This window comes from Gemmatimonadaceae bacterium (genome assembly GCA_030647905.1).
In the GTDB taxonomy this organism is placed as follows: domain Bacteria; phylum Gemmatimonadota; class Gemmatimonadetes; order Gemmatimonadales; family Gemmatimonadaceae; genus UBA4720.
On record JAUSJA010000020.1, the window covers coordinates 1 to 14507 of the forward strand.

A 14507-nucleotide genomic window follows, 5' to 3' on the forward strand; every position below is an offset into this window, starting at 1 on the left:
TCGGTGGGATGCCGCGTGCCGTGATATCGGATATAGCGGATAATCCATCCCACGTATGCCCGCTCTGTACGCGGGCTCAGGTGTCGCGCGCGCATGCGGCCTTTCACCTGGGAAAGCAATCGCGGCTTTTCTGCGGGCATATCTTTGGCCGGTGCTGGTTATCGCTGCAGGAGCCCACAACCTGATGCCTCCGCCCGCAGAGCGTGTCACCACAACATTGCCAACGCATCATTCGGAACGCCGCAAGAGGCGGTCAGCCTCGCAACGCATTTGCACGCGGTGCGGGGCTTTTTTGTATTCCTCCCTACATCGCCTTCAGTATCGCCTCGTATCTCGGAGTCCCGCGAAGCGGCGCCAGATCAGGGTCTGTCTCGATCCACTCGCGCTGTCCAAACCCCCGGTCAACGGCCCGCTCCAGTACCTCGATCGCACGCTCATTCTCGTTCAGCGACGCATAAACACAGGCGACGTTGTACAGAAGCGCCGAATCGTCGGGGTCCACCGCCAGAGCACGGTTCGCCATGTCGAGTGAACGATCGCGCTCACCAAGCCGAGCGAGCGCAACGCCGCCTAAAATCAGCGCTCGCGTGTCGTCAGGATTCAGCTCCATGCGCTCGCCCAGGATCTGCACGCCACGGCGATACCAGCTCTCCGCATTTGCCTTGTCACCGAGCGAGTCGTATGCCTGTGCGAGCAGCACCGGAGCCTGATAGTCCTCGGGCCGCAAAGTTGCTGCACGCTCGAAGAGCTTGATCGAATCCCCTGCTCGACCCTCGGCGAAGCGTGCTCGTGCATAGAAGTAGGGCGCCTCGTAGAGCTTTGGATCGAGACGCATGGCCGTCTCGAATTCCTGCGCCGCTTCGTCCCACCGCTTGCTGAGGGAAACGGCGAGTCCGCGCGCAGCGTGTGATTCAGCCAGCTCCGGATCCAGCTCGAGCGCCTTGAGACTTGCTGCATCAGCCTGCTTGAGGTTGAACTCCCGCGCGTCGAAATACATGTAGAGAATGGAGCAGGAATCGGCGACACCGGCATGCGCAATCGCGTAATCAGGATCGATCTGAATTGCGCGATTGAACATCTGCTTTGCGAACTCCAGGTTCTTCCGGCTGAGCTGGTGAAAGTACTGGCGCCCGCGCAGGTAGAAATCGTACGCCTGCACGTTGGTGACACGGCCTTTTCCGATTGCCTTCTTCTCGCCCTCGGTCAGGATCACTCGCAGCGCCTTGAGCGAAAACGACTGCATGCGTGACGCGACACGGAGCGACTGGATTTTCGACAGTGCGTTTATGATCTCCTCGGCCATCCCGTCTGCGAAGTACTCGTTGTCGGGATCGTTGCTCATGTTGATGAACGGGAGCACCGCAACGGACTTCGCCGCCGATACGGCCTGCTGAGGAACGGTCGCAGTATCCGTGGTGGTCGCGACGTTGCCGGAGACGAGTGCCTGTCCGAACATTGCGATACTCCTGTAGCGGGCCTCCGTGTCCGTGGACATCGCCTTGGTGAGTGCCCGCTCGAGGTTCTCGGGGATATTCGGGCGGATGGCTCGAACCGATTTCGGCGGCTCCGTGAACCTCTTCGCCCTCGTACAGCATCACGTTCTCGGGCTTTATGTCGCGATGGACGATTCCCTGACGGTGAGCGTAGTCGAGGGCAGGATGTGCGGATGATTCAGGCGTGCCGCGAGCTTTATCTCGCGGAGGAAACGATCGGGGCCGAGAGAACTGGCGAGCTCAGGGTGCAGGACCTTGAGGGCGACAGTGCGATCATGCTTGGAGTCCTGCGCGAGGTAGACGGTCGCCATGCCTCCGCGCCCGAGCTCGCGATCGACGCTGTACAGGCCGCTGAGGGCATTTTTTAATCGCTCGATCGGGAGCACAGGCGGAATTGGCTGTTCCAGTCAGTAGAGGGGAGGTCAACATGGCCAGCGTCGCTCGCCCGGTCAAGAACAGTCAAGCTCAACTACAACTCGTTGCCCTGCCTACAGCTACAACTGTTGGGCAGGGTTTCTTGTTTGTGGTCGAATGAACCTGCTGCCGATTCGTGCCGTCGATTCGAAGGATAAACGGCGTACCCTACTTGACCATTGATACCATTTCTGATATCGTTCGTCATGAACAAGCGGCAACGGTCCACTCTCGAAGCCGTCTTCAGGAGACCCGTACCGCAAGACATTCGATGGGCGGAGATAGAGTCTCTTATCAGAGCCGTCGGCGGAACAGTGCAACAGCGGGAAGGGTCCAGGGTGGCGCTGGAGGTAAACGGAGTGCGAGCCGTGTTTCACCAACCGCATCCGAGGCCGGAGACTGACAGGAACACGGTCAGAGACTTGAGGGACTTTCTGGAAAGAGCCGGGGTTGAAGCCTGACCCCGGCAAGCCGGGCAGCACAAAAGAGTATCACTACGGGCAGTTCAACGACTGGGCAGCATCCTGACTGGGAAGGCACAATGGCAACGCTGGAATACGAGGGCTACGTCGCCCGCATCGAGACAGACGAGGAGAACAACGGTTTTCACGGCCGAGTGATCAACATCGGCGACGTAGTCAACTTCAAGGGCCGATCCATGGCTGAGCTCAAGAGGGAGTTCGCCAACTCCATGAAGGAGTACTTCGCCTTCTGCAAAGAGAGAGGCGAAGACCCTGAACAACCCTTTTCCGGGAAGTTCGTCCTACGCGTGGATCCAGCGGTTCATCGAGCGATTACGCGTGCTGCCGAGCGTGAAGGCGTGAGTATCAACAAATGGGCCGAAGAGCAGCTTGAGCGTGCCGCTGGATGATCCTTTTCTGCAAGTGACATTGCCAACGGTTCTCATCGCGACGTTCGGTTTGGTGAAGGCACTCACGAACCTCGCGGCAGGCCGGCTCGGCGACACGTGGGGTCGCAAGCGAGTCCTCGTCATTGGCTGGCTCTTCGCCGTGCCCGTGCCCTTCATGATCATGTTCGCCCCCACCTGGGGATGGATCGTCGCCGCCAATGTTTTCCTGGGGATCAACCAGGGGTTGGCGTGGTCAACAACGGTGATCATGAAGATTGATCTGGTGGGACCTCGGCGCGCATGTAAAGCATGAAGTTGCGCTCCGCGCGACCAGCCAGCGAACGGACGATACCAAAGAGGCTTCGCTACCGCCGCTCGAAATCTTTGCGCGGACGACATGGCGTGATCCGGCGTTGGCCAGTGCGAGTCATGCTGGATTGGTGAACAATCTGAACGACGGTATCGCGTGGGGATTATTCCCCCTTTTCTTTGCCGCCGCTGGTCTGTCCCTGCACGAGATAAGCATCCTGGGGTTCATCTATCCTGCAACGTGGGGAATTTGCCAACTCTGGACCGGAATGCTCTCCGATCAGTGGGGTCGCAAGCGTCTCATTGTCGCGGGGATGATGCTGCAGGGTGCGGCACTTCTGGTCCTTGTATCCATTGCGTACGGTTGCAGCTCATCCGGCCATGCGCCTGCCGTCAGCTCGTCGGACAGTTCGTTCGCCGAGATGCAGCACCGCGGCAACATGGCGATGGGTGTCGATCAGTACGCCTCCGCGCATACGTTCGACATCACCGCCGACGGAGGACGCATTGAGCTTCAGAGCAAAGGCAGCGACTCGCTCGACGTGGCGCAGATCCGTGCGCACATGAGGCAGATCCAGCACGCGTTCGCGGCGGGCGACTTCGCCGCACCGTCATTCGTGCACATGCGAGAGATGCCGGGTACGGCGGTAATGGCGCGCAAGAAGTCGCTGATCAGCTACACCTATTCCGACCTTCCACGGGGCGGGGAAGTCAGAATGAGCACTGCGGATGCCGAGGCGCGCGCCGCGATCGCCGAATTCATGAGAGCGCAGAGAATGGAGCACCATTCGGCCGGGACGGACGAGCGTTGAGTGAGTGGGAATCCGTGATCTAGGGCACGAACCGGTATTCGTGCTCGCCGGCGGGGAAGCGCGAATCGGCGAACGTCACCTTGAACCTTCGCTCCTCATCCGGCATCAGCTGGCAGGACGGAACGTCCACCGCCGTAATCGGCCCTTCCACCAGCCGCAACGCGAATCCACAGGCGAACCCCCAGTTCGTGCCCTGCAGTTTTCCGCCGGCGATAGACACCAGGCGACCGCCCGGCGTGCGACCCTGCGCGGGCACGACGACTCCGTCAACCGAATAGAGGGTGAGCGTCACGGCGACTGCCGGACCACTGGCCTCGCTGCAGGCGGCAGCAGCGGCGACCACGATCGCGAGCGCCGCGACGCGGCCCGCCCGCGCGATTCCATGTCGAATCGCCAGCCGGAATTTCATGGACTTCTCAGCCCTGCCTTGACTGCCGGGCACGATCTCCCCTCCGCCGCTCGGTGACCTCACGCTCGTGACGGCGGCGCTCGCCAGCCGTGTCTATGAACGCGAGCACTGCCTGCAGCAGTCCATACGTCGTGAACCCGAACGCAACCAGAGCGACAGCCGCAAGCGCGGCTTCGGTTGCAGTGGCGTACTGATTCCTCAGCACCAGCAGGGTCGCGCCGATGGCGATCGCCGCGCCCAGAACGGCAATCGCGAGCGCAGATCGCAACGAGAGGCTACGGGTGTGCGACGTGTTCTTGCCTGACGGACCATCTGTGTGCATGATCACGAAAGCTAGCCATTCCGGCGAGTCGCGCGAGCGGCTACGTAGTCTTACGTATGTGCTTCGGCCCTCCGGCTGCACACATTTGTTGCTCAGGCGCTCGGTAGCGCATCGAATTCGAAGTCCTTTGGTCGCACATGGAGGCAGCCGTATGCAGCCGGACGATGAACTGACACTGGATGCCCGCGTCGCGCGCCTCGAGCGAGGCCTCGCTGCCGTATCGGCAAGTCTCGACGCCATTCTGTCCAACAACACCGCGCCGGCGGATCCGATCCGCCCTGGCCCGCGCGCGCGGCCACAGTTCGCCCAGTTGCCCATCCAGGGGAAAAGCGCGGAATGGTGGCTGGCGAGGGGGGGAGCACTGCTCACTTGTCTCGCGCTCATCATGCTTTACCAGTACGCGGTGGACCGCAACTGGATCACGCCGGTCGTCCGTCTCGCTGCCGGTACTGCGGTCGGCGCCGGTCTCATGATCGCCGCGGCGCGAATCGCGCGCACGGTGAAGCCGGCACCCGATGACACCGTCGGCCTGCGCGAAGTGCTGATGGGAGCGGCGCTCTCCGCCTGGTACATCACTGCTTACGCGGGTGCTGTTTTCTACCACCTCGTCCCGGTGTCCGGCGCGCGAGCGATTTTCTTCGCGCTGAGCATCGCCGGCGCATGGCTCGCGCTTCGCGAGAAGCGCGCGCTCCTCGCGATTCTCGCCATTGGCGTCGGCTTCGCTGCGCCGGCCCTTCTTCCGTCAGCGACACCGTCCATTCCCGCATTCGCCGCGTACATCCTGGCGCTAACGGCGGTCGGCCTCGTTCTCTACCTGATGCGCGGCTGGCAGTCGGTTCTTTGGCTGACGTTCATCGCGTTCTGGTGGAACGCCGGCGAGGCGGTTGCGATCACTTGCTGCTCGTCTCCGCTGATACCGACACGTATGGCGGGCTCTCCGGTGACGGCGCGCATCGCGATGACTCTGCTGGTGGCGCTGTGCACCGCGATGCTGGTTCGCGTCCCGATTCTCCGGCGAAGACTCCTTGCGCTCGGATCGGATCTTTACACCGAGCCGCTCCTTTCCGAATGGTCGCACTCGATACTTGTCGAGGTATCCTCGGTCATTCGACGGGTCACCGGCCAGCCGACGTCACTCGATTCCGCGGCGCTGTGGGCGATCACGCTGTCGAGCCCGTTGCTTGCGCTGTTCGATCTTTCGACGATCTGGCGATTCGCGCCCGTTGTCACGTGGGGCGCAGCCGCCGCCGTGATAGCTGTCATTGCCTTCCGGCTCGCCTCGTCCGCGCGCGCGCCGGACGACGAGTTCACGCATGTGGAAGCGGCTGCGGCGGCGCTGTGGAGCCTGGCAGGCATCATATGGCTCGCCGACCCGGTCTCAACAGCGCTCCACGTATCCGTCTTTCCCACGATCCTTATCGGAGCAGCCGCTCACGCATTTGTCGCGTTGTATTTTCTGCGCGGCTCGCGGTTCAGAGTCCCGCGCGGCCTCGCAAAGATCACCGCCGTGGGGGCCGTGACGATGACGGTTTTCGCGGAGATCACGACAGTCGGAGCTGGATTCAAGCCGTGGTGGACGTCATCGGCGATCGTGACGATTGCGACGTCGGCATGGATCTGGTGGACTTCGCGCCGTATCCCCGAAGAGCGCGGCTACGCCACTGTCATCGGGATCGTCGCGTACCTCGCGCTGATGCTGGTGGACGGACGGCTGCTCGGCCACATCTTGCGCCCGCTCGTCACGGCCAGTTATGCGCTCGCCGGCACCGCGATGCTCGTGGCCAGCATGAGAACATCGAATCCGGCAGTGCTGCGCCGGCTCGGCGGATTCACTCTCGTGGTTGTCGTCGCGCGGCTCTTCATGCTGGATCTGGCCGGAGTGGAGACGATCTGGCGCGTGCTGCTGTTCCTCGTGTGCGGAGCGCTCTTTCTCTTGACGAGCTACCTGTTGCAGGTCGGGCGCAAGCCGTCGGTCACCGGATGACCGGGGACGACGCGGTGTTGCCCGATCCCGCCTTCAGCTACGACGCGATCGCCGCGAACTACGCGCGCAATGTGGATACGGCTCCCTACAACGCGCTGTACGAGAGGCCGGCGATGCTCGGACTGCTGCCGCCCATCGAAGGCGCGCGAATCCTCGATGCCGGGTGCGGCTCGGGCTGGTACGCCGAGCAGCTTCTCGCCCGCGGCGCGACGGTGGACGCGATAGATGCGAGCGCGGCGATGGTCGCGTTCGCGCGGGAGCGGCTGATGAGCATGGCCAGCGATGTCGCGTCGCGGCTCACGGTTCAGGTCGCCAATCTCGACGCGACGCTGCCCTTCGCCGGCGCAACATTCGACGGGGTCGTCAGCCCCCTTGTGCTGCATTACATAAGCGACTGGCGCCCGGCGCTACGGGAGATGCTGCGGGTGCTGAAGCCCCAGGGCTGGCTACAATTCTCGACGCATCACCCCGCCGCCGATGCAGCGCTGTTCGAAACCCGGAACTACTTCGGCACCGAGCATGTGGTGGATCACTGGGACTGGGTCGGAAACGTCGAGTTCTATCGCCGCTCTCTCACCGAAATATGCGCATCGCTGGACGACGCCGGCTTCGTCATCGAGAAGCTCGTGGAGCCCGTTCCCGTCGAAGCCTTTCGCGCCGCGGAGCCCGACTCATGGGCGCGGCTCATGAGTCAGCCGGAATTCCTCATCGTGCGGGCGCGCCCGCGTACCTGACGCGCTCTCACGCGATCCGCTATTGCAGGCAGGGCGCGAGCGGATCCGGCTTCGGCTTGTCCACTCTCACGCGGTCGTTCCGGTCGGCGACCGCGACCGCGATGTTCCGGACAAAGGTGGCCACCCGCGCCAGTCCGTCATAGCTGATGTACTGGGGCTCATCGGTCACCATGTGATAGTCCGGACTATATCCGCGGGAGATGTACGCGATCGGAATTCCCGTCCGGGCATACATGTAATGGTCGCTTCTGCAGTACCGGTTCTGGACATGTCTCGGCGCATCGAACGAGTAGTCTATCAGATACGGCTGCGGCATTCTCACATTGACCGAATCCACTACGTCGCCGAGGTCAGTGGACAACCGGCGCGATCCGATCACCTGCACGTTGCGGGGGCCGCCGGTTGGCGTATCCCGTTTCTCACCGTGCCCCACCATGTCCATGTTGAGTTGCGCGACGATCGAATCGTGCGGTACTGTTGCATGCCCGGTAAACCATGCCGAGCCGAGCAGTCCCGCTTCCTCCGCGGTGTGCCAGACGAATAGAATCGAGCGGCGCGGACGCTTGCCCTGTGCCAGCGATTCGGCGATTTCCAGCAGCGCCACCGATCCGGACCCATCGTCGTCCGCGCCGTTGTAGATGGAGTCGGGACGGGGCGGACGGATGCGGCGCAGGCTGTCGAGAATCGCGCGGATAATGCCGCGCTGGGTTGCGGTCGGAGTGGAAGGGCCGGCGACGCGCGTATCGCCCCCGTTGGGACGCATGATTCGATTGTACGCGCGCAGCGAGTCGTGGTCCACCGGAGCTCTCGCGACGGCGATGTGATCGCTATGCGCACCGATGGCGACGTACTCACCGCGCAAGGCCGGATCGGAGCCGCGCAGGATCGCGATGACGTTGCGCGCGGGGGCGGTCACGGGCCGTTCGGCGAATCGCACGTCGGCCTGGACGTTTCCGCCACGTGTGCCCGGCTGAAGCGAGCCGAGGCGCGATCCCATCATCTTCTCGGCCGTTGCTCGCGAGATGAGCAGCCCGAAGGGAAGGGGCTGCGCGACTGTGCCGCGATCCGACAGTCCGCCGCCGCTCGAGCGAAGCGAGCTGGCCGTGGCGCGTGTGACCAGGTCGAGCGCCGCAATGGCGATCCCAGCAGCGGTGGGAAAGCGGGAGATTGCGATCCCGGCGGGCGTAGTGTATACGCCGGTTGGCTGACCGCTGGGTCCGATCGGCGCGTCGAGAATCACGATCCGGCCGGCGACCTCCGCGGGCCTCAGCGCTACTGTAGAGTCTCCGGCCCGCCCGCCGTAGATCACCGGATAGGTTCCCGTCTTCAGCGCCGCCGCGAACCGGACCGTGGATGACGGCCGAAGCGGAACGAAGTCGGTAAAGAGCGACAGGTGCTCACCATTCACGGCGAGAGTGGATGCGGAGTCCGCCCGCCGCCGGACCATCGGAATTGTCTGGTAATAGGTGCCGTTCTCTCCGCCCGGCTCGAGCCCGAGCCGCAAGACTTCGCGCTCGAGGTACGAAGTCATCCTGACATTGTCGGCAGTGCCCGCTTCGCGTCCACGCATCGAATCATCGGCGATCAGATAGATGCGGCTTCGGACATCGGCGGGCGTGATCGCGGCGACGGTGCGCGCCGGAGACGGGCTGGCTCCGGTGGCGGTACAGCCGGCGAGAATCATTGCCGGAAGAAGCACCGGAGCGGCCGATGCGGCGACTCCGCGAAGGATCGAGCGAATCATGATGATGCGGTGGTGATCTGGAGGGCGTCTGGCGCGAACGTCGAAGAAGTCGTGGCGCGTCGCGGCTCAGTGAATATGATCGGTGTCGCGCTACGGTGCAGGCCCGCTACCCGTTGCCCGCTACCCGTTGCCCGCTACCCGTTGCCCGCTACCCGCTACCCGTTGCCCGTTGCCCGTTGCCCGTTGCCCGCTACCCGCTACCCACTACCCGCTACCCGCTGCCCGCTGCCCGCTGCCCGCTGCCCGTTGCCCGTTGCCCGCTACCCGTTGCCCGATTGCGTGTCCCGGTGCAATTGAACGATGGCAGCGCCGGACCGCCCGCGAAGAAGGATTCAGCGTGGCTGACTTCAGGAAACTGCGAGTATGGCAGGCGGCACAGGAGCTCGCGATTGATGCGCATCGAGTCGCTGCCCGCATGCGCGGAGCTAGGAGCGCAACCCTTTGCGACCAGCTTATTCGCGCCGCGATGTCGGTCCCGACGAACATCGTGGAGGGGAGCGCGCATGCGAGTCCGCGCGAGTTTGCGCGCTTCGTTCAGTACTCCCTCGCTTCGGTCTCGGAACTCGAGGGCCACATTCAGCTGGCGCGCGATCTTGAAATGATAACCCAGCACGACTTCACCAGGTTGCTCGCTCGCGTAGTGGATGTCCGCAAGATGCTGCACGGGCTTCTGAAAAAGCTCAGGGCAACGGGCAACGGGTAACGGGTAACGGGCAACGGGCAACGGGCAGCGGGCAACGGGTAGCGGGCAACGGGCAACGGGCAACGGGCAGCGGGCAGCGGCCAGCGGGCAGCGGGTAACGGGTAACGGGTAGCGGGATTCGCACCCGGATCGGCGAATACCCTCTATTATTAGCATGTGATTCACGTCCGCACTTTATGGTCTCTCTCTCGCAGCTCGTCGGTGCTCCTTGTGGCGACCGCCGTTCTGTTCATTGCCGCTTGCGGGCGAGAGCCGACGGATCCGTCGAAGTCCGACCTCACCGGAGTCTGGCGTTCCTTCGACCGCGACCTGTACATCTCCAACATCGAGATGACGCTGGCGCAGCCGTCTCCGGGGATCGTGATCGGCAAGTGGAGAGCCCAGGGTCGCACCGACAACGCCTGCACGCCCGGCCTGGTTTGTGCCGATTCGAGCATCGTGACCGGACGAAACGAAGTAAGTCAGGTCGTACTGGATCTGCTCGGCGCCGGTACCTTCGTGGGAGAGTTGGCGAAAGCCGATACGCTCAAGGGGATCATCCGGTCGCAGGGCACCAACTATCACGTGACATTCGGCAGGTAACTGTCTGCCGGCGACGCGCCGGTTTCTCGCTCATAAGGCCTCACTGAGATGAACAGAATGCGTTTGCTCCGTCCTCTCTGGATCGTAGGTGCCGTATTTCTCCTGTTCGGCGCGCTCCCCACCTTGGTCGGATTCATCACCGACTGGCTCTGGTTCCGCGAAATCGGATTTCAGCCGGTGTTCACGACCGAGCTCGTCACGAAGACGCTTCTCTTCGTCGGCGCCACCATTGTCGCATTTCTCTTCATCACGCTCAACGCGCGCTTTGCCACAAGGGGCCTGTCGAAGGCGCCAGTGCTGTGGCGTGTCAGCCCGGACTTGCCGCCGGTGGACATCGGCCGCTCTCTTTCGAAGCTCGTCGCGCCGATCGGCGGAGTCGTTGCGTTGCTCTTCGGCATGGCTGCCGCGGGCAGATGGATGGAGATTCTCCAGCTCAGCAATCGCTCGGCCTTTGGAGTCACCGATCCGGTGTTCGGCCGGGAGATCGGCTTCTACGTCTTCGTGCTGCCGGGTCTCGCGTCGCTGATCGGGATGCTGCGCGGACTGGTGATCTTCACCCTGGTTGCGTCGCTGGTGCTGCATCTCCTTCGAGGCCGCGTCACTCTTCCGCCGCAGCGGATCGGCCTGCAGTCGCCGGCCGACGGACATGTCGCCGGACTTCTCGTTGCGTTCCTGCTGCTGACCGCGGTGCAGATCTGGCTCGTGCGGATTCCGGAGCTCCTCTACTCAACGACTGGGCCTCTCGTAGGCGCAAGCTACACGGACCTGCACGCCAATCTGCCGGCCCTGCACATCATCGCTGGTACCGCGCTCGTCGGTGCCGCCCTCGTGATATACGGCGTGCTCCGTCGCAAGATCGTCTGGTTCACGTTCGTATCGTTCCTGGCGTACGTTGCGGTCTCGATCGTGGTGGGTGGTCTCTTTCCCTGGGGAATGCAGAGATTCATCGTCGACCCGACTGAGCTCACGCGCGAGGCGCCGCAGCTGAAGAGCCACATTCGTGCGACACGCACGGCGTGGGGCCTCGACAGCGTCGAGGAACGCACTCTCACGGGAGACGCGTCACTGTCGATCGCCGACATCCGCTCGAATACGTCCACCGTCGAGAACGTGCGCCTGTGGGACCGCGATCCGCTGCTCCAGACCTTCGGGCAACTCCAGGAGATCCGCACGTACTACGATTTCGTCTCGGTGGATGACGAGCGTTACGTGATCAACGGCCGGTATCGCCAGGTGCTGCTGGCACCGCGCGAGCTGAACGCGGCGAAGCTTCCGACGCGGACGTTCATCAACCAGCATCTCACGTTCACTCACGGCATGGGTCTGACGCTCGGCCCGGTGAACGAGGTGACGACGGAAGGTCTTCCGGTGCTGTTCGTCAAGGATCTGCCTCCCGTGTCTTCGGTCTCCCTCAAGGTGACGCGCCCGCAGATCTACTTCGGCGAGCTGACCAGCGATCACGTCTTCGTCAACACGAAGCAGAAAGAGTTCGACTATCCGTCGGGCGAGGAGTCCATTTACACGCGATATACGGGAACCGGCGGCGTCCGCGTCGGATCGTTCTTCAGGAGAGCGATGTTCGCGATGCGGTTCGGCGCGCTCAATATTCTCCTTTCGGGCGACATAGGGGCGGACAGCCGCGTTCTGTACAATCGGGAGATAAGTCGCCGGGCGCGCCTCGCTCTGCCGTTCCTGACGTTCGACCAGGATCCGTATATGGTCGTCGCCGCCAACGGCGAGCTGAAGTGGATGCTCGACGGCTACACCTCCACCGATCGCTATCCGTATTCGCAACGCCTGAGCGATGGCACCAGCTACATGCGCAACAGCATCAAGGTTGTGATCGACGCCTACAATGGATCGGTGGATGCGTACGTCATCGACCCCGCGGATCCGATCGCGCGAACGTATTCGAAGATCTTCCCCGGGCTGCTGAAGCCGGCCGGCGCGATGCCCGCGGACATTCGTGCGCACCTTCGCTATCCAACCGATCTGTTCAGGGTACAGTCGTCGCTGTACGCGACATATCACATGGATGCGCCGGAGACATTCTACCACCGGGAGGATCAGTGGCAGGTTCCGGCGATCGGCGACAAGGCGGACGGCGAGAACCGTTTCATGCGGCACATCGTCATGAGGCTGCCCGAGGAAAAGCAGGCCGAGTTCATCTACATGGCGCCATTCACGCCGAAGGGGAAGGACAATCTGGCGTCGTGGATGATCGCCCGGAATGATGGAGCGAATTACGGCAAGCTGCGCGTGTACAGCTTCCCGAAGCAGAGTCTGGTGTACGGCCCGCGGCAGATCATGTCGCGCATTGCCCAGGACCCCGACATCTCGCGCGAGCTCACGCTATGGGACCAGCGCGGCTCCGAGGTGATTCGCGGCGAGCTTCTCGTAATTCCGATCGAGGAGGCGCTGATCTACGTGCAGCCGATATATCTCCGCGCCGAGGGCGGCCGAATCCCGGAGCTCAAGCGCGTGGTCGTCGCGTATAAGAACAGGGTGGTGATGCGCGAGACCCTCGAGGCAGGGCTTGCCACTCTCTTCGGCGGCGACGTACCGCGCGCCGAGGACAACGCGACGCCGCCGATGCCCGGCGACACGACGCGCGCCGCGCCGGCAACAATCGGAGCGCCTGCCGCACCGTCCAACTCCGCGCTGATCGCGGAGGCGAGGTCGCACTACGAGCGCGCAGTTGCCGCGCAGCGGTCCGGTGACTGGGCTCTCTACGGCAAGGAGATCCAGGCGCTCGGAGATATCCTGCAACGACTCAACACCGGGAGCCGCCGGTAGGGGCCGGCTCAGATCTTGAGGAAGATCTTCCGGCGATAAAGGAAAGCCAGGATCGCGAACCAGAACACGACCGTCGCGAACGCCATCGCCAGCGACGCGTTGCGGGCCTCCATGAACGGCGCGAAGACCTCGTTGTAGATCACGCTCTCCACCGGCGTCGGCTTGCCGTTGTACGGAACCTTCCAGAGCGTGTAGATGATCCGCGCCAGCACTCCCGACCCGACAAACGCTACGATCGGATTCATGCCGTAGATCGCCAGCGGCTTCGTCCACCAGCGAACGTTATGCTCGTCGGTGAGCCACATGATCGTAGCGAGCCCGGCGCAGCCCATTCCCGCGGTGAACAGGACGTAGGAGCTCGTCCAGATGTTCTTGTTGATAGGGAAAGACCAGTTCCACATCAGACCGGCCACCATCGCGAGGCAGCCCGCCGCGAACAATCCGGCGATGCGCTCGATCAGCGGGCGGGGTTGTCCGATCCATCGCCCGGCAATCACTCCGAGAATCGCCGTACCGATGGCGGGGATGGTCGAGAACGGACCCTCCGGATCGTACGTGACGCTTCCGCTCCAGATGTGATTCGGCGTCAGGATCGCGCGGTCGAGATATGCCGCCAGCGTCTCACTGGGAACGTTGAGCAGCAGCGCGCCGATGTCCTTCCCGGGGATCGGGATCAGGGTCATCGCGAACCAGTATCCATATAGTAGTGCCGCCACGATCACGACCTGCTGCTTCAGCGTCGTCCGGAGCGTCAGCAGAGCGGCGAAGACATAAACGAGGCCAATCCGCTGAAGCACACCCAGAAAGCGGACGTGCTCGGCCCTGAATACGATGCGGTCCCACAGCGACGGGTTCGCCATTCCCTCGATCGTCCCCCACTGATAGAACGGGAACGCCGCCATCAGGAATCCGAGCAGGAAGATGATCCCTCCGCGGCGGAGGATCTGTCGTAAGAGCTTGCCGTCGTCATCGCCGCGGGCCCGCCGGGCGGTGAGCGACAGGTGCGTCGTTATTCCGACGATGAAAAGAAAGAATGGGAAGATGAGATCCGTCGGCGTCCATCCGTTCCACGCGGCATGCTCGAGCGGCGGGTAGATGGCGCCCCAGGTGCCGGGATTGTTCACCAGCAGCATTCCGGCAACTGTGAGTCCGCGGAAGACATCGAGCGAGAGGAGTCTCTCGCGGTGGGTTGTGCTCATCTCTCGTGATCCTCCGGTCCTTCATAATCGCGCCGTGCGATGTAAGCGGCAAGTACGAGTGATTCCATCAGGAATGTCCAGTCAGGAATGTCCAGTCTTGACGGGGGGCGTCGTCTGCCTTAGCTATGGCGCAACTGTCTGAGGGCGTCCGCTTGG

General features: G+C 63.0%; 14 protein-coding genes. 8 read left to right on the forward strand and 6 right to left on the reverse strand.

Annotated elements, in window-relative coordinates:
* Window positions 1-304 precede the first annotated feature (304 nt).
* Together Q7S20_04305 and Q7S20_04310 are read right to left on the reverse strand one after the other, a co-directional pair.
* Window positions 305-1456: a tetratricopeptide repeat protein gene (locus Q7S20_04305; GenBank protein MDO8501047.1), complete on the reverse strand. Its 1152-nt coding sequence runs from the start codon at window positions 1454-1456 to the stop codon at window positions 305-307.
* 153 nt (window positions 1457-1609) lie between these two features.
* Window positions 1610-1879, reverse strand: a complete 270-nt coding sequence (locus tag Q7S20_04310; GenBank protein MDO8501048.1) for a protein kinase — start codon at window positions 1877-1879, stop codon at window positions 1610-1612.
* Window positions 1880-2448: 569 nt separating this feature from the next.
* Between Q7S20_04310 and Q7S20_04315 the strand changes: the two genes are divergently transcribed.
* From Q7S20_04315 to Q7S20_04325, 3 genes are all read left to right on the forward strand, one after another.
* Window positions 2449-2778: a type II toxin-antitoxin system HicB family antitoxin gene (locus Q7S20_04315; protein MDO8501049.1), complete on the forward strand. Its 330-nt coding sequence runs from the start codon at window positions 2449-2451 to the stop codon at window positions 2776-2778.
* Window positions 2765-3070: an MFS transporter gene (locus Q7S20_04320; protein ID MDO8501050.1), complete on the forward strand. Its 306-nt coding sequence runs from the start codon at window positions 2765-2767 to the stop codon at window positions 3068-3070. The genes Q7S20_04315 and Q7S20_04320 overlap by 14 nt, the downstream gene beginning before the upstream one ends.
* Before the next feature lie 124 nt (window positions 3071-3194).
* Complete coding sequence (locus Q7S20_04325) at window positions 3195-3878, forward strand: hypothetical protein (GenBank protein ID MDO8501051.1); 684 nt, start codon at window positions 3195-3197, stop codon at window positions 3876-3878.
* Between the two features lie 19 nt (window positions 3879-3897).
* On the opposite strand, the gene Q7S20_04330 is transcribed toward Q7S20_04325, so the two are convergent.
* On the reverse strand, window positions 3898-4287 hold the full coding sequence (locus Q7S20_04330; protein MDO8501052.1) for a hypothetical protein: 390 nt from the start codon (window positions 4285-4287) through the stop codon (window positions 3898-3900).
* A 7-nt stretch (window positions 4288-4294) separates the two neighbouring features.
* On the reverse strand, window positions 4295-4555 hold the full coding sequence (locus tag Q7S20_04335) for a hypothetical protein (GenBank protein ID MDO8501053.1): 261 nt from the start codon (window positions 4553-4555) through the stop codon (window positions 4295-4297).
* A 205-nt stretch (window positions 4556-4760) separates the two neighbouring features.
* Between Q7S20_04335 and Q7S20_04340 the strand changes: the two genes are divergently transcribed.
* Window positions 4761-6593: a DUF2339 domain-containing protein gene (locus Q7S20_04340; protein ID MDO8501054.1), complete on the forward strand. Its 1833-nt coding sequence runs from the start codon at window positions 4761-4763 to the stop codon at window positions 6591-6593.
* The gene (locus Q7S20_04345; protein MDO8501055.1) at window positions 6590-7327 is read left to right on the forward strand and encodes a class I SAM-dependent methyltransferase; all 738 of its coding nucleotides are present in this window, start codon (window positions 6590-6592) and stop codon (window positions 7325-7327) included. The genes Q7S20_04340 and Q7S20_04345 overlap by 4 nt, the downstream gene beginning before the upstream one ends.
* Window positions 7328-7346: 19 nt before the next feature.
* On the opposite strand, the gene Q7S20_04350 is transcribed toward Q7S20_04345, so the two are convergent.
* Window positions 7347-9071: a M28 family peptidase gene (locus Q7S20_04350; GenBank protein MDO8501056.1), complete on the reverse strand. Its 1725-nt coding sequence runs from the start codon at window positions 9069-9071 to the stop codon at window positions 7347-7349.
* 337 nt (window positions 9072-9408) lie between these two features.
* Between Q7S20_04350 and Q7S20_04355 the strand changes: the two genes are divergently transcribed.
* From Q7S20_04355 to Q7S20_04365, 3 genes are all read left to right on the forward strand, one after another.
* The gene (locus Q7S20_04355; GenBank protein MDO8501057.1) at window positions 9409-9774 is read left to right on the forward strand and encodes a four helix bundle protein; all 366 of its coding nucleotides are present in this window, start codon (window positions 9409-9411) and stop codon (window positions 9772-9774) included.
* Between the two features lie 156 nt (window positions 9775-9930).
* Window positions 9931-10356: a hypothetical protein gene (locus Q7S20_04360; GenBank protein MDO8501058.1), complete on the forward strand. Its 426-nt coding sequence runs from the start codon at window positions 9931-9933 to the stop codon at window positions 10354-10356.
* A 48-nt stretch (window positions 10357-10404) separates the two neighbouring features.
* Window positions 10405-13152, forward strand: coding sequence for a UPF0182 family protein (locus Q7S20_04365; protein MDO8501059.1), 2748 nt, complete (start codon window positions 10405-10407; stop codon window positions 13150-13152).
* Between the two features lie 8 nt (window positions 13153-13160).
* Here Q7S20_04365 and Q7S20_04370 read toward each other — a convergent pair whose 3' ends face one another.
* Window positions 13161-14351, reverse strand: a complete 1191-nt coding sequence (locus Q7S20_04370) for a hypothetical protein (GenBank protein ID MDO8501060.1) — start codon at window positions 14349-14351, stop codon at window positions 13161-13163.
* Window positions 14352-14507: the final 156 nt, after the last annotated feature.

Coding starts and splice junctions, on each gene's coding strand:
- Q7S20_04330 (MDO8501052.1), bottom strand. CDS start 4,287: ATGAAATTCCGGCTGGCGATTCGACATGGAATCGCGCGGGCGGGCCGC.
- Q7S20_04350 (MDO8501056.1), bottom strand. CDS start 9,071: ATGATTCGCTCGATCCTTCGCGGAGTCGCCGCATCGGCCGCTCCGGTG.
- Q7S20_04315 (MDO8501049.1), top strand. CDS start 2,449: ATGGCAACGCTGGAATACGAGGGCTACGTCGCCCGCATCGAGACAGAC.
- Q7S20_04305 (MDO8501047.1), bottom strand. CDS start 1,456: ATGTTCGGACAGGCACTCGTCTCCGGCAACGTCGCGACCACCACGGAT.
- Q7S20_04370 (MDO8501060.1), bottom strand. CDS start 14,351: ATGAGCACAACCCACCGCGAGAGACTCCTCTCGCTCGATGTCTTCCGC.
- Q7S20_04340 (MDO8501054.1), top strand. CDS start 4,761: ATGCAGCCGGACGATGAACTGACACTGGATGCCCGCGTCGCGCGCCTC.
- Q7S20_04345 (MDO8501055.1), top strand. CDS start 6,590: ATGACCGGGGACGACGCGGTGTTGCCCGATCCCGCCTTCAGCTACGAC.
- Q7S20_04365 (MDO8501059.1), top strand. CDS start 10,405: ATGAACAGAATGCGTTTGCTCCGTCCTCTCTGGATCGTAGGTGCCGTA.